Here is a 17,285-nt window from a genome sequence, read left to right on the forward strand (position 1 = left end):
AGAAAAGATGAAGAGAAATATGACCAAATTTCATACCAATAAGGGAGCAGGTTATTTTATGATATTTTTCCTCCTGCTCTTTTTGCTGTTATTAGCCCGATTTTTTTACTTACAAGTAACAGGAACAGTGGACAATCATGATTTAAAGAAACTTGCTGAGCAGAAACATAGTAAAAAGGGAGTCCTCGAAGCGAATCGAGGAACCATTTATGATCAAAATGGTCATGTCCTAGCGCAAGATGCAAATTCTTATAAACTTGTAGCCGAGTTAAAAGGAGCCAACGCGGTTAAGGATAAAGAGGATACTGCAAAGAAAATCGCAGGAGTACTCGGAAAAGATGAAGATAAAATTTTAGCTACTTTAAATAAAGAAGGTAAAAGTCAAGTGGAATTTGGAACATTGGGTAAGGGCTTGACGAAAGAAAAGAAAGAACAAATAGAAGCATTGAAATTGCCGGGAATAACTTTTATTACTGAAAATGCGAGAGTGTATCCAAACGGTGATTTCGCATCTTATGTCATAGGTCATGCCAAACCTAATGATAATGGAATCGCAGTAGGTCAATTTGGCTTAGAAAAGAGTTTGGATAAGTATTTAGGTGCTTCTAATGGTGAGGTAGCTTATACAGGTGACCGTAAAGGAGTATCTCTTGACGGTGGAAAGGTGAATGTAAAGGCACCTAAAAATGGAGATAATGTGTATTTAACGCTTGACCAACGTATTCAAAGTTATTTAGAAGACGCGATGAAAGAAGCGAGTAAACATTATGAACCAGAAAATTTAATTGGAATTGTAGCGGATCCGAAGACAGGGAAAATATTAGCGATGTCTAGTAAACCTAGTTATGATCCGAACGAAGGACGGATGAATTACTATTATAACGACGCCATTGCAAATGCGTTTGAACCGGGATCAACAATGAAGATTTTCACATTAGCGGCGGCCATTAATGAAGGTGTATACAATGGACAAGACTTTTATCAGTCTGGTACATATCAAGTTGGTAATCGTAAAATAAAAGATCATAACGGCGGCGCTGGATGGGGTTCTATTACTTTTGATGAAGGGGTAGAGCGATCTTCAAACGTAGCGTTCGCAATTTTAGGGGATCAAAAACTTGGTGCAGAGCGTTTTCGAAAATATATTCACAGTTTTGGATTAGATGAAAAAACAAACATTGATTTACCTGGTGAAGGGTCAAATACAATTTTATTTGATCAACAAATACAACAAGTAACAACGGCATTTGGACAAGGTTCTACAGTTACACCAATTCAACTTGTACAAGCTGCAACAGCGATTGCAAATGATGGTAAAATGATGAAACCTTATACAGTTGATAAAATTGTGGATCCAATAACAGGTAAAGTACAGTTAGAGCATAAACCAGAAGAAGTAGGAAAGCCTGTTACCAAAGAGACAGCCGCGCAAGTAAGACAATTACTAGAACGTGTTGTTACATCACCGAAAGGAACAGGGACTGCATATAAAATTGATGGCTATTCTGTAGGTGGTAAAACAGGTACAGCACAAATTCCTGACGGGAAAGGTGGCTATATGACAGGAAGAGAGAATTATATATTCTCATTCTTAGGTATGGCACCGATGGACGATCCACAACTTGTTGTGTATGTGGCCGTTAAACAGCCGAAATTAAAAGATGATGAAAACGGGGCTAAACCTTTAGCTGATATCTTTAAATATGTAACGAAAAATAGTTTAGAGTATTTAAAGATTAAGCCAAATGAAGTAAAGGATCCGAAGAAATATGTGAAAGAGCAACAAACTGTCGTTCCGGATGTAACAGGAAAAACGATGGATGAAGCGAAAAAAGCAATTGATAAAGCAAAACTTCGTCCAATTGTATTAGGTGAAGGGAAAGCGCAGCAGCAAGTGCCAAAAGCAACTGAACAAACATTAAAAGGTGATCGAGTCTTCTTAGTAGGAGATAAGCCTACAATGCCAAATGTACAGGGATGGGCACTGCGTGATGTTATGAATTTAGCAAAAACATTAAAGCTTAACTTAAAACCTTCTGGTACAGGATATGTAACGGAACAAAGTGTGGCGGAAGGAACATTGTTGCAACCTGGTACGGAATTAGGTGTAACACTCGTACCACCACTTGAGCCGCAGCAAGAAGCAGAAAAGCCATAATGGTAATAGGGAAGAAGTTCTAATTAAATAAGTACAAGCATATATTGGAACAAGCTAGGCGTAAGGGAGGCTTGTTCCAATATGCGTGTATCAAATGTAACAGTTAGGAAGCGACTTATTTTTATACTTATATCGGGTATACTCATTTTCACCATCATCGATATTCGTCTTGGATATGTGCAATTTTTTCTTGGAAATATGTTAACAGATCGTGCGAAGGATTCATGGAGTCGTAATATTACTTTTGAACCAGAGCGAGGGAAGATTTTAGATCGAAATGGTGTGGAGCTTGCTACGAATAAAAGTGCACCGACCGTCTTTGTTGTGCCGAGGCAAATTGAAAAACCAGCAGAGACTGCAGAGAAGTTAGCTGCAGTATTAGGTGTGGAAAAAGATGATATTTATACGCGGGTTACAAAAAAAGAGTCGATTGTAAGGCTTGATAAAGGCGGAAGGAAAATATCGCATGACAAAGCGAAAGAAGTACGCGGATTAAGTTTAAAGGGTGTGTACATCGCAGAGGATTCTATCCGGTACTATCCATTCGGTAATTTTTTATCACACGTATTAGGATTTGCGGGCAGTGATAATCAAGGGCTTATGGGACTAGAGAAATATTATGATAAAGAGCTAAATGGTGATAAAGGTCATGTGCGATTTTTTGCAGATGCGAAAGGGCAGAGAATGCCTAACGTTGGAGATGATTTCAAAAAACCAGAAGCTGGCTTGAATTTAGGGTTAACAATCGATTCACGCATTACGAGGATTATGGAAAGAGAAATGAATATTGCGGAATCGACGTATAATCCTGACGGTATGATAGCAATAGCAATGAATCCGAAAAATGGTGAGATTTTAGGTATGTCAAGTCGGCCAAGTTTTGATCCAGCAGATTTTCAAAGTGTTTCTCCGGAAGTATATAACAGAAACTTACCTGTATGGAGTACGTATGAGCCAGGGTCAACATTTAAGATTATTACATTAGCTGCAGCCTTGAATGAAAATTTAGTAGACTTAGAGAAAGATACGTTTTATGATGATGGGGCAGCTGAAGTTGGTGGAGCTAGATTGCGATGTTGGAAAGCTGGAGGCCATGGTAGCCAAACGTTTTTAGAGGTAGTTCAAAACTCTTGTAACCCAGGATTTATTGAACTCGGTGATCGTCTTGGTAAAGATCGATTGTTTAAATACATTCGCAATTTCGGGTTTGGACAGAAGACCGGAATTGACTTACAAGGTGAAGGTAGCGGGATTTTATTTAATTTAGATAAAGTTGGTCCAGTCGAGCAAGCGACGACTTCATTTGGGCAAGGTGTTTCTGTTACACCGATTCAACAAGTAGCGGCTGTGGCAGCCGCTGTAAATGGTGGAACTTTGTATCAGCCATATATAGCGAAGGAATTTATTGATCCGAAGAATAATCAAGTTGTCAGCAAAAAGACACCTGTTGCGAAAAGGGAAGTTATTTCCAAGGAAACTTCAGAGAAAGTTCGTTACGCATTAGAGAATGTTGTAGCGAAAGGTTCTGGTAAAGGGGCTTACATTGATGGATATCGTGTAGGTGGAAAAACTGGAACTGCTCAAAAGGTGAAGGATGGAAAATATTTGGATAATAACTACATTGTATCATTTATCGGTTTTGCTCCAGCCGACGATCCGCAAATTGTTGTTTATGTAGCTGTGGATAACCCAAAAGGAGTCACTCAATTTGGTGGAGTTGTAGCAGCACCTATTGTTGGGAATATTCTTCGTGACGCACTTCCTGTAATGGGAGTGGAACCGAGAAAAGAGCAAGTTGAGAAAGAATATAAATGGGGCGATACACCAACTGTGGAAGTTCCGAATTTAATTGGTATGAAAAAGAAAGATTTACAAACGCAACTTGTAGACTTGAAGCTTGATATAAGTGGTGATGGTGGGAAAGTAATTAAGCAATCACCAGAAGCCGGAGCTAAAGTAAAAGAGGGTTCAAAAGTTAGAATTTACTTCGGGAATTAAAGGTAACTGATTGTGTTTTATGGTACAATTGGTGGAAGTGAGTTTTTTATAGGAAAATTGCTTTATTTGAGACGATAAGTGTCTCATTAATAAATAAATCTATTGATTAGACTATAGTAGCACTTACCTCCTATTTTTATATAACTAGGAGGTAAGGTGTTGCTTGCTAAAATAAGAGATAAATAAACAATGTAGAGAGGGTTTAGTGAAATGAAGTTGCATACACTTTTATCATGTTTGCATGATTTTCCAGTTGTTCCAAAAGAAAATCCAGAAATAACATCTATTGAAGCGGATTCACGTAAAGTGAAAGAGGGAAGCTTATTTATATGTATGAAAGGATATACGGTTGATAGCCATGACTTTGCTAAGCAAGCAGCCGCACAAGGAGCGGCTGCTATTGTTGCGGAAAGACCAATTGATGTTGACGTTCCAGTTGTACTTGTGAAAAATACTTTTCGTTCGCTAGCGGTTTTAGCTGATTATTTTTATGGCCAACCAACACACAAGTTACATTTAATCGGTATTACAGGTACAAATGGAAAGACAACAACATCGCATATTATGGATGAAATTATGCGCGCACATGGTCATAAAACAGGGCTAATTGGAACGATTAATATGAAAATCGGTGATGAAACATTTGAGGTGAAAAATACAACACCAGATGCACTAACACTTCAACAGACGTTTTCAAAAATGGTTGAACAAGGTGTGGATAGCACAGTAATGGAAGTTTCGTCTCATGCTTTAGATCTGGGCCGTGTACACGGATGCGATTACGATGTTGCAGTATTTACAAATTTAACACAAGATCATTTAGACTATCATAAAACGATGGAAGAATATAAACATGCGAAAGGGTTGCTTTTTGCACAGCTTGGCAATAGTTATCATCATAATCGTGAAAAATACGCTATATTAAACAGTGATGATCCAGTAGCAGAGGAGTATATGAGAAGTACAGCAGCTACTGTTGTAACATACGGTATAGATGTTGCAAGCGACATTATGGCACGAGATATCGTAATGACGAGTGGCGGTACAACATTTACACTTGTAACACCGTATGAAACTGTCAATGTTACGATGAAATTAATTGGTAAGTTTAATGTATATAACGTGTTAGCTGCTACAGCAGCAGGTCTTGTTTCAGGTGTGAGCTTACAAACAATTATCGATGTGATCAAAGAGCTTGCTGGTGTTCCTGGACGTTTTGAAGTTGTTGATGGTGGACAAAATTACACAGTTATTGTTGACTATGCACATACACCTGATAGCTTAGAGAACGTACTCAAAACAGCAAAACAATTTGCAAAAGGGAATGTATATTGTATCGTTGGTTGCGGTGGTGATAGAGATAGAACGAAAAGACCAATAATGGCAAGTGTCGCAGCAGAATATGCAACGCATGCAATTTATACATCAGATAATCCAAGAAGTGAAGATCCGAAGGCTATTTTAGATGATATGGTAAATGGTGCAAATGGGAATAATTACGAGGTAATTATTGATAGAAAAGAAGCGATACATTGTGCAATTGCTAAAGCAAAAGATGCGGACATCATTATTATTGCTGGTAAAGGGCATGAAACATATCAAATTATTGGTAAGAAAGTTCATCATTTTGACGATCGTGAAGTCGCTAAAGAAGCAATCACGGAGCGTTTAAACAACGAAGAGTAACAGCATGAGGGGAGGACTACATGTGCTTGAACAAGGTTTATTAGTAACGGCCGGGGTAGCATTTTTAATTTCTGTTGCCCTTTCGCCATTATTTATTCCATTTTTAAGAAAGTTAAAGTTCGGACAGAGTATTCGTGACGAAGGACCGAAGTCACACCAAAAAAAATCAGGGACACCAACGATGGGTGGTATTGTCATATATGTATCCATGATGGTAACTACGCTCATTATGGCGATTAAATTTAACAATTTAGGTGCAGAAGTATCATTATTATTATTAGTTACATTTGGATACGGATTAATCGGATTTTTAGATGACTATATAAAAGTAGTTAAGAAAAGAAATCTTGGTTTAACATCAAAACAAAAATTGATTGGTCAGCTTGTAATTGCTATTGCGTTCTTTTTAATTGGAAAAGGGCAAGCATTTCCCACTTATATTATGATTCCAGGAACGGATGTTGAATTCGAATTAGGGTGGGCATACTTTGTTCTTGTATTATTTATGCTTATTGGTGGATCGAATGCGGTTAACTTAACAGATGGTTTAGATGGTTTATTATCAGGAACAGCTGCTATTGCATTCGGGGCATTTAGTATTATTGCTGTGGCTCAAGAACAATTTGGTGTAGCGATTTTCTGTATGGCAGTTGTAGGAGCTGTACTTGGCTTTTTAGTATTCAATGCGAATCCAGCGAAAGTATTTATGGGCGATACAGGATCTCTAGCTTTAGGGGGAGCAATTGCAGCTGTAGCAATTTTGTTAAAACAAGAATTGTTACTCGTTATTATTGGCGGTGTATTCGTAGCAGAAACTTTATCTGTTATTATCCAAGTTATTTCGTTCAAAACAACAGGAAAGCGTGTCTTTAAAATGAGTCCATTACATCATCATTATGAATTATGTGGTTGGTCAGAATGGCGCGTTGTTGTAACATTTTGGTCTGTAGGATTTTTACTAGCTGTGTTAGGAATTTATATCGGGGTGTGGATGTAATTGAAAACTATAACTGAATTTAAAAATAAAAATGTTCTTGTATTAGGTATTGCTAAAAGTGGTTATGCAGCAGCTACTTTATTAAACGAATTAGGTGCAAACGTTATTGTAAATGATGGGAAACCATTAGCGGGTAACGTGCCTGCAGCTGAATTGCAAGCGAAGGGAATGGATGTTGTTTGTGGTGGACATCCGTTAGAATTGTTGGAAAGAAACATTTCACTTGTCGTAAAAAATCCAGGGATTCCATATTCTAATCCACTACTAGTGGCGGCGAAAGAAAAGCAAATTCCGATTGTCACTGAAGTTGAATTAGCATATCGTATTTCAGAAGCTCCATTTGTTGGAATTACGGGATCTAACGGTAAAACAACAACGACAATGCTTGCGTTTGAAATGTTAAAAGAAGGCAAAAAGCACCCTGTTATTGCGGGGAATATCGGAACAGTAGCTTGTGAAGTTGCACAAGATGCAAAAGAAAATGAAGTTGTAGTTACAGAACTTTCATCATTCCAGTTGATGGGAGTAGAGATGTTCCAACCTAAAATTGCTGCATTTTTAAATTTATTTGAAGCGCATTTAGATTACCATGGAACGAAGGAAGAGTATGGTTTGGCAAAAGCGAATATTTTCAAAAACCAAACTGAAACAGATTATAGTGTAATTAATGCGGATGATGCAGATGTAATGACATTATCGGCACAAAGTAAAGGACAAAAAGTACTATTTTCGACTACGAAAGAAATTGAAGATGGTGCATATATAAAAGAAAACGCTCTTTATTTTAAAGGCGAAAAAGTGGCTGAAGTAAGCGATATTGTTTTACCTGGTAAGCACAATTTAGAAAATATTTTAGCAGCGATGAGTATTGCGAAGTTACTAGGTGTTTCTAATGAAGCAATTACTGTTGTGTTAAAAAGTTTTACAGGTGTAAAGCATCGCTTAGAATATGTAACAACGATTAATAATCGTAAGTTTTATAATGATTCAAAAGCGACGAATATGCTAGCGACAGAAAAAGCATTGTCTGCATTTACACAACCGATTGTTTTATTAGCTGGTGGACTTGATCGCGGAAATGAATTTGACGATTTAATTCCATACTTTAAACATGTCAAAGCGATTGTAACATTTGGACAAACTGCGCCAAAATTAGTAAGAGCGGCTGAAAAAGCAGGATTAGATGTAATTGAAAGTGTCGATACTTTAGGTGAGGCAGTAGTGAAAGCTTACGCTCATTCTACGGATGGCGATGTAATTCTTCTTTCACCAGCATGTGCAAGCTGGGATCAATTTAAAACATTTGAAGAAAGAGGAGACATTTTTATACAAGCTGTGCATAAACTTATATAAAGTAAATCAAAACATCAGTAGGCTAACACCTACTGATGTTTTGTTACATAGGGCAAAAGGTTCTGCCTAAAGAGGTGGTGTTCATGGATAATGAAGAAAACGCCTGATTTTATTCTCATCATCGTTACACTTGCGTTGTTAACAATCGGAATGATTATGGTTTATAGTGCGAGTGCGGTTTGGGCCTCTTATAAAATGGGGGATTCATTCTTTTTTGCAAAAAGACAATTGTTGTTTGCGAGTATTGGTGTAGTGGCTATGTTTTTTATAATGAAAATTGATTATTGGGTGTGGCGCACGTATTCAAAAGTAATTTTGCTAGTTTGTTTCGTTCTTCTTATTCTCGTTTTAATTCCAGGAGTAGGTCTCGTTCGCGGGGGAGCACGAAGTTGGATTGGAATCGGGGCATTCTCCATTCAACCGTCAGAGTTTATGAAATTCGCGATGATTATTTTCTTAGCAAAATTTTTAGCGGAACGACAAAAATTAATTACATCCTTTAAACGTGGATTACTACCTGCTCTAAGTTTTGTATTTCTTGCTTTTGGGATGATTATGTTACAGCCAGATCTTGGTACGGGAACGGTAATGGTTGGGACATGTATTATTATGATATTTATATCGGGAGCAAGGGTCTTTCACTTTGCAATGTTTGGTTTGCTTGGTGCAGCGGGATTTGTAGGGTTAATTGCATCAGCACCATATCGAATGAAACGCATCACATCATATTTAGATCCGTGGTCGGATCCGCTCGGAAGTGGATTTCAAATTATTCAATCGTTACTCGCAATTGGACCTGGTGGTTTATTTGGGCTTGGACTTGGACAAAGTAGACAAAAGTTTCTTTATTTACCGGAACCACAAACAGACTTTATATTTGCAATCTTATCCGAGGAATTAGGTTTTATTGGCGGTTCATTTGTGTTATTATTATTTAGTCTATTACTATGGCGCGGGATTCGTATAGCATTAGGAGCGCCAGATTTATATGGTACGTTTTTAGCAGTAGGTATTGTGGCGATGATTGCGATTCAAGTAATGATTAATGTTGGTGTTGTAACAGGACTGATGCCTGTTACGGGTATTACTTTGCCATTTTTAAGTTATGGTGGATCAAGTTTGACCTTAATGTTAATGGCAGTAGGTGTATTATTGAATATAAGTCGCCATTCTCGCTATTAAACCCTGTTTAAAAGACAGGGTTTTTCGTATGTGTGGAAAATACAATATGTATATAGAAATAAATACGATTGAATAAGAACAGGGAAGTGGAGGAATTAGTAGTGCGAGTATTAGTAAGTGGTGGGGGTACTGGAGGACATATTTATCCAGCTCTTGCTTTAATTAGAGAAATAAAAAAATTAAATCCGGAAGCAAGGTTTTTATACATTGGTACAGAGAATGGATTAGAGAGTACCATCGTACCGAAAGCGGGTATTCCGTTCCAATCTATTGTTATAAGTGGATTTAAACGAAAAATATCTCTTGATAATGTAAAAACGGTGATGCGTTTCCTAAAAGGTGTTCAAGATAGTAAACGATATATTCGTCGTTTTAATCCTGATATTGTTATCGGTACGGGTGGATACGTATGTGGGCCAGTTGTATATGCTGCGGCTAAATTAGGTATTCCGACTATTGTACATGAACAAAATAGTGTACCTGGTGTAACGAATAAATTTTTAAGTCGTTATGTCGATAAAGTTGCAGTTTGCTTTGAAGCAGCTGCAGAACATTTCCCACAGTCAAAAGTGGTTATGACAGGTAATCCACGTGCATCAGAAGTATTGGACCAAAATGGAATGAAAGGAAAACGTTCGGTAGGACTATCTCTTTCTAAAAAATCCGTGCTTATTTTTGGTGGGAGTCGCGGGGCTAGACCGATTAACGATGCTTTTGTAGAAGCGATTGAACAGTTTGGAAATAAAAGTTACGAAATATTGTACGTAACAGGTGAAGTACATTATGACAAAGTGATGGAAGTAGTGAAACAAAAAGGGAATCCGAATAATGTTATTATTAAGCCTTTTATTCATAATATGCCAGAGGTACTGACTGGTGTAGATCTTGTTGTTTCAAGGGCGGGGGCAACAACACTTGCAGAATTAACAGCGTTAGGTAAACCAAGTGTGTTAATTCCGAGTCCGTATGTAACAAATAACCATCAAGAAAAAAATGCACGTTCTGTTGTCGATAAAGGAGCAGCAAAAATGTTGCTTGAAAAAGATTTATCAGCTGAAACGCTTATTCGTGATATTGATGAAATTTTATTGGATACACAAACATTACAAAATATGAAACTGGCTGCTAAGCAACTTGGTATTCCAGATGCAGCAAATAAGCTATATGAGGTAATGAACAAGCTAATTAAAAAATAACATTAGGTGAACGCCCTGCATATTACTGTAATAAGGAGACTTAATATGGGGGAGATTGTCTATGGAACAATTAGTAAAAGAGCTTTTAGAAGCAAATGTTGGTCGCGTGTTAGTTAATGAACCGTTAGCGCGTTACACGACTATGAAAATAGGTGGACCAGCTGATATTTTAATTGTGCCAAAGCATGTTGCTGATATTGAGAAAACGCTAAAGTTAGTAAAGAAGTACAAGGCAGGGTGGACTGTAATTGGTCGTGGTTCAAATCTTCTTGTATCTGATCTAGGTATAGAAGGTGTGGTTATTCGTTTAGGAGAAGGATTAGACCACTTAGAAGTCGAAAAACATAAAGTAAGAGTTGGTGCTGGCTATCCCCTTATTAAATTGTCAACTTTACTTAGTCGACAGGGATTAGCTGGCTTGGAATTTGCAAGTGGTATTCCAGGAAGTGTCGGTGGTGCAGTGTATATGAATGCAGGCGCTCATAAGTCCGACATATCGAGTGTACTGACGGAAGCTCGTATTTTGTTTGAAAATGGAACAATTAATTGGTTGACGAATACCGAAATGGGGTTTTCTTATCGTACATCTGTATTGCAAACGAAACGTCCTGGTATTGTTTTGGAAGCTGAATTCCAATTGGAGGTAGGCGAACGCAAGGAAATTGTAAGAAGCATGCAAAAGAATAAAGATTATCGCCGTGAAACGCAGCCTTGGAATCATCCTTGTGCAGGAAGTATATTTCGAAATCCAGTCCCATATTTTGCAGGAGATTTAATAGAAAAAGCAGGGCTTCGTGGTTATACAATTGGTGGAGCTCAAATTTCTGAAATGCATGGGAATTTTATTGTTAATACTGGTGTGGCCTCAGCGCAAGATGTATTAGACTTGATTGCGTTGATAAAGCGTACAATTAAGGATAAATTTGGTGTTGATATGCATACCGAAGTAGAAATAATTGGAAGATAACGGTTATTCGTTCCGCTCATTATCATTTATGTTATAATAAGAAGATAAGAACGGCATGAGGAACATGCCGTTTTTTATGTTACATAGGGGGATCGTACATGAAAAATAGTAAAGTGATTAAACTACAAGATCGTGTACCAAAGCTAAAGAATCAAAAGAAAAAGGATAAAAAACCTGTTAATCATCGGTTAATTTTATACATATCGATTTTATTTTTATTAGTACTCTTTTTAATTTACTTTCGGTCTCCACTTAGTAATATAAAAAAGATAAGTGTGTTTGGAAATCATTATATGACAGATGAACAAGTTATGAAGGAATCAGGTGTGACATATGACACGAGTTATTTCCGAGTAACAGCACATAAAGCAGAAGAAAACTTAACGAAACGAAAAGAAATTAAAGCGGTAAATGTAAAAAAGCGTTTCCCAAACAAAATTGATGTTCATATAGAAGAATATTTAACCATCGGCTATATAAACAAAGATGGAAAATTACAACCGTTATTAGAAAATGGGAAAACACTAGATGTACTTCCGAATGGGAAACTTCCAGTTGCAGCACCAATTTTTGAACCGTTTAAAGAGGAAAAAATGAAGGAGTTAATTGCAGAACTAGAAAAAGTAACGCCGACTATTTTAAGGTCTATTTCTGAAATTCGTTATACACCAACGAACGCAAATGAAGATCATCTTACTTTATATATGAATGAAGGATATGAAGTGAGCACTACTATTCAAAATTTTGCGAAGCGAATGGAAGCTTATCCACTTATTATAAAAACAATTGAACCTGGTAAGAAGGTGTTAATTGACTTAGAAGTGGGGGCTTATACGAAGGAACTAGGTGCTGAAGAAAAGAAAGAATAGAATGATAGTTTTCACTGCGTTATTACGTATAAAATGAAACAAATGTTCTTTTATATGAATGCTAATTTGCAAGAATGCTTAATTTGATGAAAAATATGTAAAAATTATTAGATTCATACTAGGATTGGTACAAGTTTCACTTTTCTATGAGTACATCTTAGTGTAGACTTATACTTGGCGGTAATCTTTACACTTGAAATAGAATTATTTCAAGATAAGCAGTTATTCACAGTTTACTGCGATATTCTTAAATGAATGTTAAATAAAAATAAGAAAAATATAGGGTTAAAAAAGGGAAACGTATAAAGACGTTGAATATTTTTCTTATAAATAGTAAAGTTGCGATTGTTGTTCCATATATTGAGTTGTATGGTATAAATAAAGAAGGAGGTGCCAAAGAATGAACAGCAATGAAATATATGTTAGTCTTGACATCGGTACATCCAATGTTAAAGTCATCATTGGTGAAATGGTTAATGACAGCTTAAACATAATTGGTGTTGGAAATGTAAAATCAAATGGTTTAAAGAAGGGATCGATAGTCGATATAGATGAGACTGTTCGATCAATTAAAAAAGCAATTGAACAAGCTGAGCGCATGGTGGGAATCCACATTGAGCAAGTTGTAGTGGGTGTCAATGCAAACCAGGTACAGCTACTTCCTTGTCATGGAGTAGTCGCTGTTTCAAATGAAGATCGTGAAATCGGAAATGAAGATGTCTTACGCGTTCTAGATGCAGCACAAGTTGTGTCAATTGCTCCTGAACGTGAATTTATTGATGTGGTACCTCGACAGTTCATTGTAGACGGTCTTGACGAGATTAACGATCCACGCGGGATGATCGGTGTAAGGTTAGAAATGGAAGGTACACTTATTACAGGCTCGAGAACTTTACTACATAACCTACTTCGTTGTGTAGAAAAAGCAGGTCTTGAAATTGTTGATATTTGTCTTCAACCTTTAGCGGCTGCAACAGTTGCTATATCTTCAGATGAAAAAAATAGAGGAGTGGCCCTTGTTGATATTGGGGGAGGCTCTACAACTTTATCTATTTTTAAAGATGGAGAGTTACAAACAACGAGCGTATTGCCATTAGGTGGAGACCATATAACGAAGGATATTGCGATTGGGTTGAAAACTTCAACTGAAAATGCAGATCAAATTAAGTTGAAATATGGACATGCTTTTTATGATACAGCATCTGAAGAAGAAATGTTTACGGTTCCTATTATGGGAAGCGATCAGACAGAACAGTATTCACAATTGGAATTATCGGATATTATCGAGGCTCGTGTAGAGGAAATTTTAATGTTTGTTCAAGATGAAGTGCATAAGTTAGGAATAAAGCAAGTTGCTTCTGGCTATGTATTAACTGGCGGAATTGCTTCTATGCCAGGTGTTCTTGATCTTGCATATGATATCTTACATGAAAATGTTCGTATAGCAACTCCTGATTATATTGGTGTGCGTGAGCCACAATATACAATTGGAGTAGGTTTAATTAAACACTCATATCAAAAAGCTAAATTACGTGGGAAAAACGTGCAGGAAAAGCAAGAGCATTTTGAATCAGTACCAGCACCAATGCCGGTACAACAGCAACCTGCGAAACAAAAAACTCGTAATCAAAACAATAATAATCAAAATGATGACCGTATGATGTCAAAAGTAAAACGTGCATTCCGTTATTTATGGGATTAAAATTGGACACGAAAAATGAGGTTCTAGGGGGATTTCGACATGTTAGAGTTTGATACTACTCAAGATCAATTAGCGAATATAAAAGTTATCGGTGTCGGCGGCGGCGGAAACAATGCTGTAAACCGTATGATTGAACACGGTGTACAAGGTGTAGACTTTATCGCTGTGAATACTGATGCACAAGCATTAAATCTATCAAAAGCTGAAACAAAAATGCAAATTGGTGGAAAATTAACGCGTGGACTTGGTGCAGGCGCAAACCCTGAAGTAGGGAAAAAAGCGGCAGAAGAAAGTAAAGAACAGATCCAAGAAGCACTTCGTGGTGCAGATATGGTATTCGTAACTGCTGGTATGGGTGGCGGAACTGGAACTGGTGCAGCTCCAGTTGTTGCTCAAGTTGCAAAAGAATTAGGTGCGTTAACAGTTGGTGTTGTAACACGTCCATTTACATTTGAAGGACGTAAGCGTGCGACGCAAGCTGCATCTGGTATTGCGGCATTTAAAGAAAATGTAGATACACTTATTGTAATTCCAAACGATCGCTTATTAGAGATTGTTGATAAAAATACGCCGATGTTAGAAGCATTCCGTGAAGCTGATAACGTATTACGCCAAGGTGTTCAAGGTATTTCTGATTTAATTGCAACACCAGGTTTAATTAACTTAGACTTTGCAGACGTAAAGACAATTATGTCTAATAGAGGTTCTGCTTTAATGGGTATTGGTTCTGGTAATGGTGAAAATCGTGCTGCTGAAGCTGCGAAGAAAGCTATTTCTAGTCCATTACTAGAAACATCTATTGATGGAGCTCAAGGTGTTATTATGAACATTACGGGCGGCGCGAACCTAAGCTTATATGAAGTACAAGAAGCAGCAGACATTGTAGCTTCAGCTTCAGATCCAGAAGTAAATATGATCTTCGGTTCTGTTATTAATGAAGGATTAAAAGATGATATTGTTGTCACTGTAATTGCAACTGGTTTTGATGATAGTGCTGCGACGCAGCCGCCAAAACCAATTATTCGTCCGACTGCGAATCATACGCAACAGCAACAACAACCAGTAGCTCAACCTACAAAACAACGTGAAGTTAAGCGTGAAATGAAACGTGAAGAGCCGGTTGTGCATGATCGTCATACAGATTCAGATGACATCGATATTCCAGCATTCTTACGTAACCGTCGTAGACGATAAAAGAAAAGGAGCTTTCATGCTCCTTTTTTGTTATTGGAATGAAAAAGATCTGCTTAGCAGGTCTTTTTTTTATTTGTAGATGAAGTTGTGAGAAAGAGGATGCAAATTTGCTTACATATAATTCAATTATTATGTATATAAGTAAGAAATTCATATTATTCTATGAAAAATACACTTTTATTTTTTACCGACAGATTATGTCTAGAAATCACAAAATAACAAAAAAACCCCTCCACCAATTGACACACTTTCCTATTGGATATGCATTATACTAGTCTCAACTTAAAAAAAGAGGTGAATTGTTTGGTTGTTTACGCCGACATTGTTTGGTTGTTAAACGCCTGCATTGATTTTCTTTTACTTTTATTAACAGCTACCGTGTTAAAAAAGAGAATCAAAAGATGGAGGCTTGTGTTAGGAGCATTTATAGGTTCAACTATTGTTATTTTCGCCTTTACTCCTTTTGCTTCTATGATGACACATCCAATTATGAAACTGTTGTACTCGTTACTTATTGTGTATACAGCATTTGGGTTTTCAACATTTAGAAATTATGCACAAACTGTTTTTACTTTTTATTTTGTAACCTTTATGGTTGGTGGAGGATTAATTGGAACGCATTTCTTTTTGCAAACGAACGAAATGGTAAATGGATTAGTTCAATCTAAATCAGTTTCTTACGGTGATCCAATTAGTTGGTTGTTTGTGATTTTTGGTTTTCCAGTGATTTATTACTTTTCTAAAAAGCGTATAGAAAGCGTAGAAGTCACAAAGATACACTATGATCAAATCGTGAAAGTGAAAATTCAATTAGTTGGAGAGGAATTAGAACTAGCAGGTCTAATTGATAGTGGGAACCAACTGTATGATCCGTTAACAAAAACACCCGTTATGATTATGCATATTTCATCATTAGAGCATTGTTTGCCAGTTTGGTTAACAGAACAAATTTATTCCAAAACAGAAATTCCTCAAATACCAGAAAATGATTCCGGATGGGCGACGAAACTGCGTTTAATTCCTTTCCGAGCAGTAGGAGTAGAGAATCAATTTTTATGGGCAATTAAGCCAGATTGTGTGCAAGTTTATCATGAAGGTAGTTCGATTGTTGTAAATAAAGTATTGATTGGATTAAATACACAACAATTATCTAGCAATGGAGAGTATCAATGCATTGTACATCCGAAAATGTTGATTTCGCAAAAGATGGTAATAGCTTAATTATGAGAGGCGGGATAATATGATGAAATTAAAATTTTATTTGGTATACCTTTGGTATAAAGTATTGCTGAAATTAGGAATTAAGACCGATGAAATTTATTATATTGGTGGAAGTGAAGCGTTGCCACCACCGTTAACGAAAGAAGAAGAGGAAGTTCTTTTGAATAAATTACCAAAGGGAGATCAAGCTGCGCGGTCACTGCTTATTGAACGTAACTTACGGCTTGTTGTATATATAGCAAGAAAGTTTGAAAATACAGGGATAAACATTGAGGATTTAATTAGTATAGGAACAATTGGTCTTATAAAAGCAGTGAATACATTTAATCCAGAAAAGAAAATTAAATTAGCAACATATGCATCTCGTTGTATAGAAAATGAGATTTTAATGCATTTGCGTCGAAATAATAAAAATCGTTCGGAAGTTTCGTTTGATGAACCTCTTAACATTGATTGGGACGGAAATGAACTGTTATTATCAGATGTTTTAGGTACAGATGATGACATTATTACAAAAGATTTAGAAGCTACAGTAGATCGTCATCTTTTAATGAAAGCATTGCATCAATTAAATGATCGTGAAAAACAAATTATGGAGCTTCGGTTTGGACTCGCTGGTGGCGAAGAGAAGACACAAAAAGATGTGGCTGATATGCTTGGAATTTCACAGTCTTATATTTCTCGTTTGGAAAAAAGAATTATAAAAAGATTACGAAAAGAATTTAATAAAATGGTGTGAAGAATAAGACCAGTCGGTATTTA

At 36.8% G+C, this 17,285-nt stretch carries 13 protein-coding genes; all 13 read left to right on the forward strand.

Annotated elements, in window-relative coordinates:
* Positions 1 to 7: 7 nt before the first annotated feature.
* The 13 genes from Q3V31_RS07595 to sigE all read left to right on the forward strand — a co-directional run bounded on the left by Q3V31_RS07595 (position 8) and on the right by sigE (position 17,262).
* Positions 8 to 2,158, forward strand: coding sequence for a penicillin-binding protein (locus tag Q3V31_RS07595; protein WP_079999157.1), 2,151 nt, complete (start codon positions 8 to 10; stop codon positions 2,156 to 2,158).
* 81 nt (positions 2,159 to 2,239) lie between these two features.
* Positions 2,240 to 4,156 carry a stage V sporulation protein D gene (locus Q3V31_RS07600; protein ID WP_001266222.1) on the forward strand — a complete coding sequence of 639 codons (1,917 nt, stop codon included), beginning with the start codon at positions 2,240 to 2,242 and terminating at the stop codon, positions 4,154 to 4,156.
* A 210-nt stretch (positions 4,157 to 4,366) separates the two neighbouring features.
* Positions 4,367 to 5,842 (forward strand): UDP-N-acetylmuramoyl-L-alanyl-D-glutamate--2,6-diaminopimelate ligase, encoded by a 1,476-nt coding sequence (gene murE, locus Q3V31_RS07605; RefSeq protein WP_000766282.1) that lies wholly within the window; start codon positions 4,367 to 4,369, stop codon positions 5,840 to 5,842.
* A 22-nt stretch (positions 5,843 to 5,864) separates the two neighbouring features.
* Positions 5,865 to 6,839, forward strand: coding sequence for a phospho-N-acetylmuramoyl-pentapeptide-transferase (gene mraY / locus Q3V31_RS07610; protein WP_000893067.1), 975 nt, complete (start codon positions 5,865 to 5,867; stop codon positions 6,837 to 6,839).
* The gene (gene murD, locus Q3V31_RS07615) at positions 6,840 to 8,192 is read left to right on the forward strand and encodes a UDP-N-acetylmuramoyl-L-alanine--D-glutamate ligase (protein WP_000849653.1); all 1,353 of its coding nucleotides are present in this window, start codon (positions 6,840 to 6,842) and stop codon (positions 8,190 to 8,192) included.
* Positions 8,193 to 8,282: 90 nt separating this feature from the next.
* Positions 8,283 to 9,374: a stage V sporulation protein E gene (spoVE, locus tag Q3V31_RS07620; protein ID WP_000753514.1), complete on the forward strand. Its 1,092-nt coding sequence runs from the start codon at positions 8,283 to 8,285 to the stop codon at positions 9,372 to 9,374.
* A 101-nt stretch (positions 9,375 to 9,475) separates the two neighbouring features.
* Positions 9,476 to 10,570, forward strand: coding sequence for an undecaprenyldiphospho-muramoylpentapeptide beta-N-acetylglucosaminyltransferase (murG, locus tag Q3V31_RS07625; RefSeq protein ID WP_016130198.1), 1,095 nt, complete (start codon positions 9,476 to 9,478; stop codon positions 10,568 to 10,570).
* Positions 10,571 to 10,631: 61 nt separating this feature from the next.
* Entirely contained in the window at positions 10,632 to 11,537 is a 906-nt protein-coding gene (murB, locus tag Q3V31_RS07630) for a UDP-N-acetylmuramate dehydrogenase (protein WP_016130197.1), read from the forward strand.
* A 98-nt stretch (positions 11,538 to 11,635) separates the two neighbouring features.
* Positions 11,636 to 12,406 carry a cell division protein DivIB gene (gene divIB, locus Q3V31_RS07635; protein WP_016130196.1) on the forward strand — a complete coding sequence of 257 codons (771 nt, stop codon included), beginning with the start codon at positions 11,636 to 11,638 and terminating at the stop codon, positions 12,404 to 12,406.
* Between the two features lie 400 nt (positions 12,407 to 12,806).
* On the forward strand, positions 12,807 to 14,108 hold the full coding sequence (gene ftsA / locus Q3V31_RS07640) for a cell division protein FtsA (protein ID WP_001087547.1): 1,302 nt from the start codon (positions 12,807 to 12,809) through the stop codon (positions 14,106 to 14,108).
* 39 nt (positions 14,109 to 14,147) lie between these two features.
* Complete coding sequence (ftsZ, locus tag Q3V31_RS07645; protein WP_000888980.1) at positions 14,148 to 15,302, forward strand: cell division protein FtsZ; 1,155 nt, start codon at positions 14,148 to 14,150, stop codon at positions 15,300 to 15,302.
* A 303-nt stretch (positions 15,303 to 15,605) separates the two neighbouring features.
* Complete coding sequence (gene spoIIGA, locus Q3V31_RS07650) at positions 15,606 to 16,523, forward strand: sigma-E processing peptidase SpoIIGA (protein WP_000261968.1); 918 nt, start codon at positions 15,606 to 15,608, stop codon at positions 16,521 to 16,523.
* A gap of 19 nt (positions 16,524 to 16,542) precedes the next feature.
* Positions 16,543 to 17,262, forward strand: a complete 720-nt coding sequence (gene sigE / locus Q3V31_RS07655; RefSeq protein WP_000976948.1) for an RNA polymerase sporulation sigma factor SigE — start codon at positions 16,543 to 16,545, stop codon at positions 17,260 to 17,262.
* Positions 17,263 to 17,285 lie beyond the last annotated feature (23 nt).

Origin of the sequence: Bacillus nitratireducens (genome assembly GCF_036320425.1) — a bacterium.
Taxonomy (GTDB): domain Bacteria; phylum Bacillota; class Bacilli; order Bacillales; family Bacillaceae_G; genus Bacillus_A; species Bacillus_A nitratireducens.

Coding starts and splice junctions, on each gene's coding strand:
- murB (WP_016130197.1), top strand. CDS start 10,632: ATGGAACAATTAGTAAAAGAGCTTTTAGAAGCAAATGTTGGTCGCGTG.
- Q3V31_RS07600 (WP_001266222.1), top strand. CDS start 2,240: ATGCGTGTATCAAATGTAACAGTTAGGAAGCGACTTATTTTTATACTT.
- murE (WP_000766282.1), top strand. CDS start 4,367: ATGAAGTTGCATACACTTTTATCATGTTTGCATGATTTTCCAGTTGTT.
- ftsA (WP_001087547.1), top strand. CDS start 12,807: ATGAACAGCAATGAAATATATGTTAGTCTTGACATCGGTACATCCAAT.
- ftsZ (WP_000888980.1), top strand. CDS start 14,148: ATGTTAGAGTTTGATACTACTCAAGATCAATTAGCGAATATAAAAGTT.
- Q3V31_RS07595 (WP_079999157.1), top strand. CDS start 8: ATGAAGAGAAATATGACCAAATTTCATACCAATAAGGGAGCAGGTTAT.
- divIB (WP_016130196.1), top strand. CDS start 11,636: ATGAAAAATAGTAAAGTGATTAAACTACAAGATCGTGTACCAAAGCTA.
- spoVE (WP_000753514.1), top strand. CDS start 8,283: ATGAAGAAAACGCCTGATTTTATTCTCATCATCGTTACACTTGCGTTG.
- sigE (WP_000976948.1), top strand. CDS start 16,543: ATGATGAAATTAAAATTTTATTTGGTATACCTTTGGTATAAAGTATTG.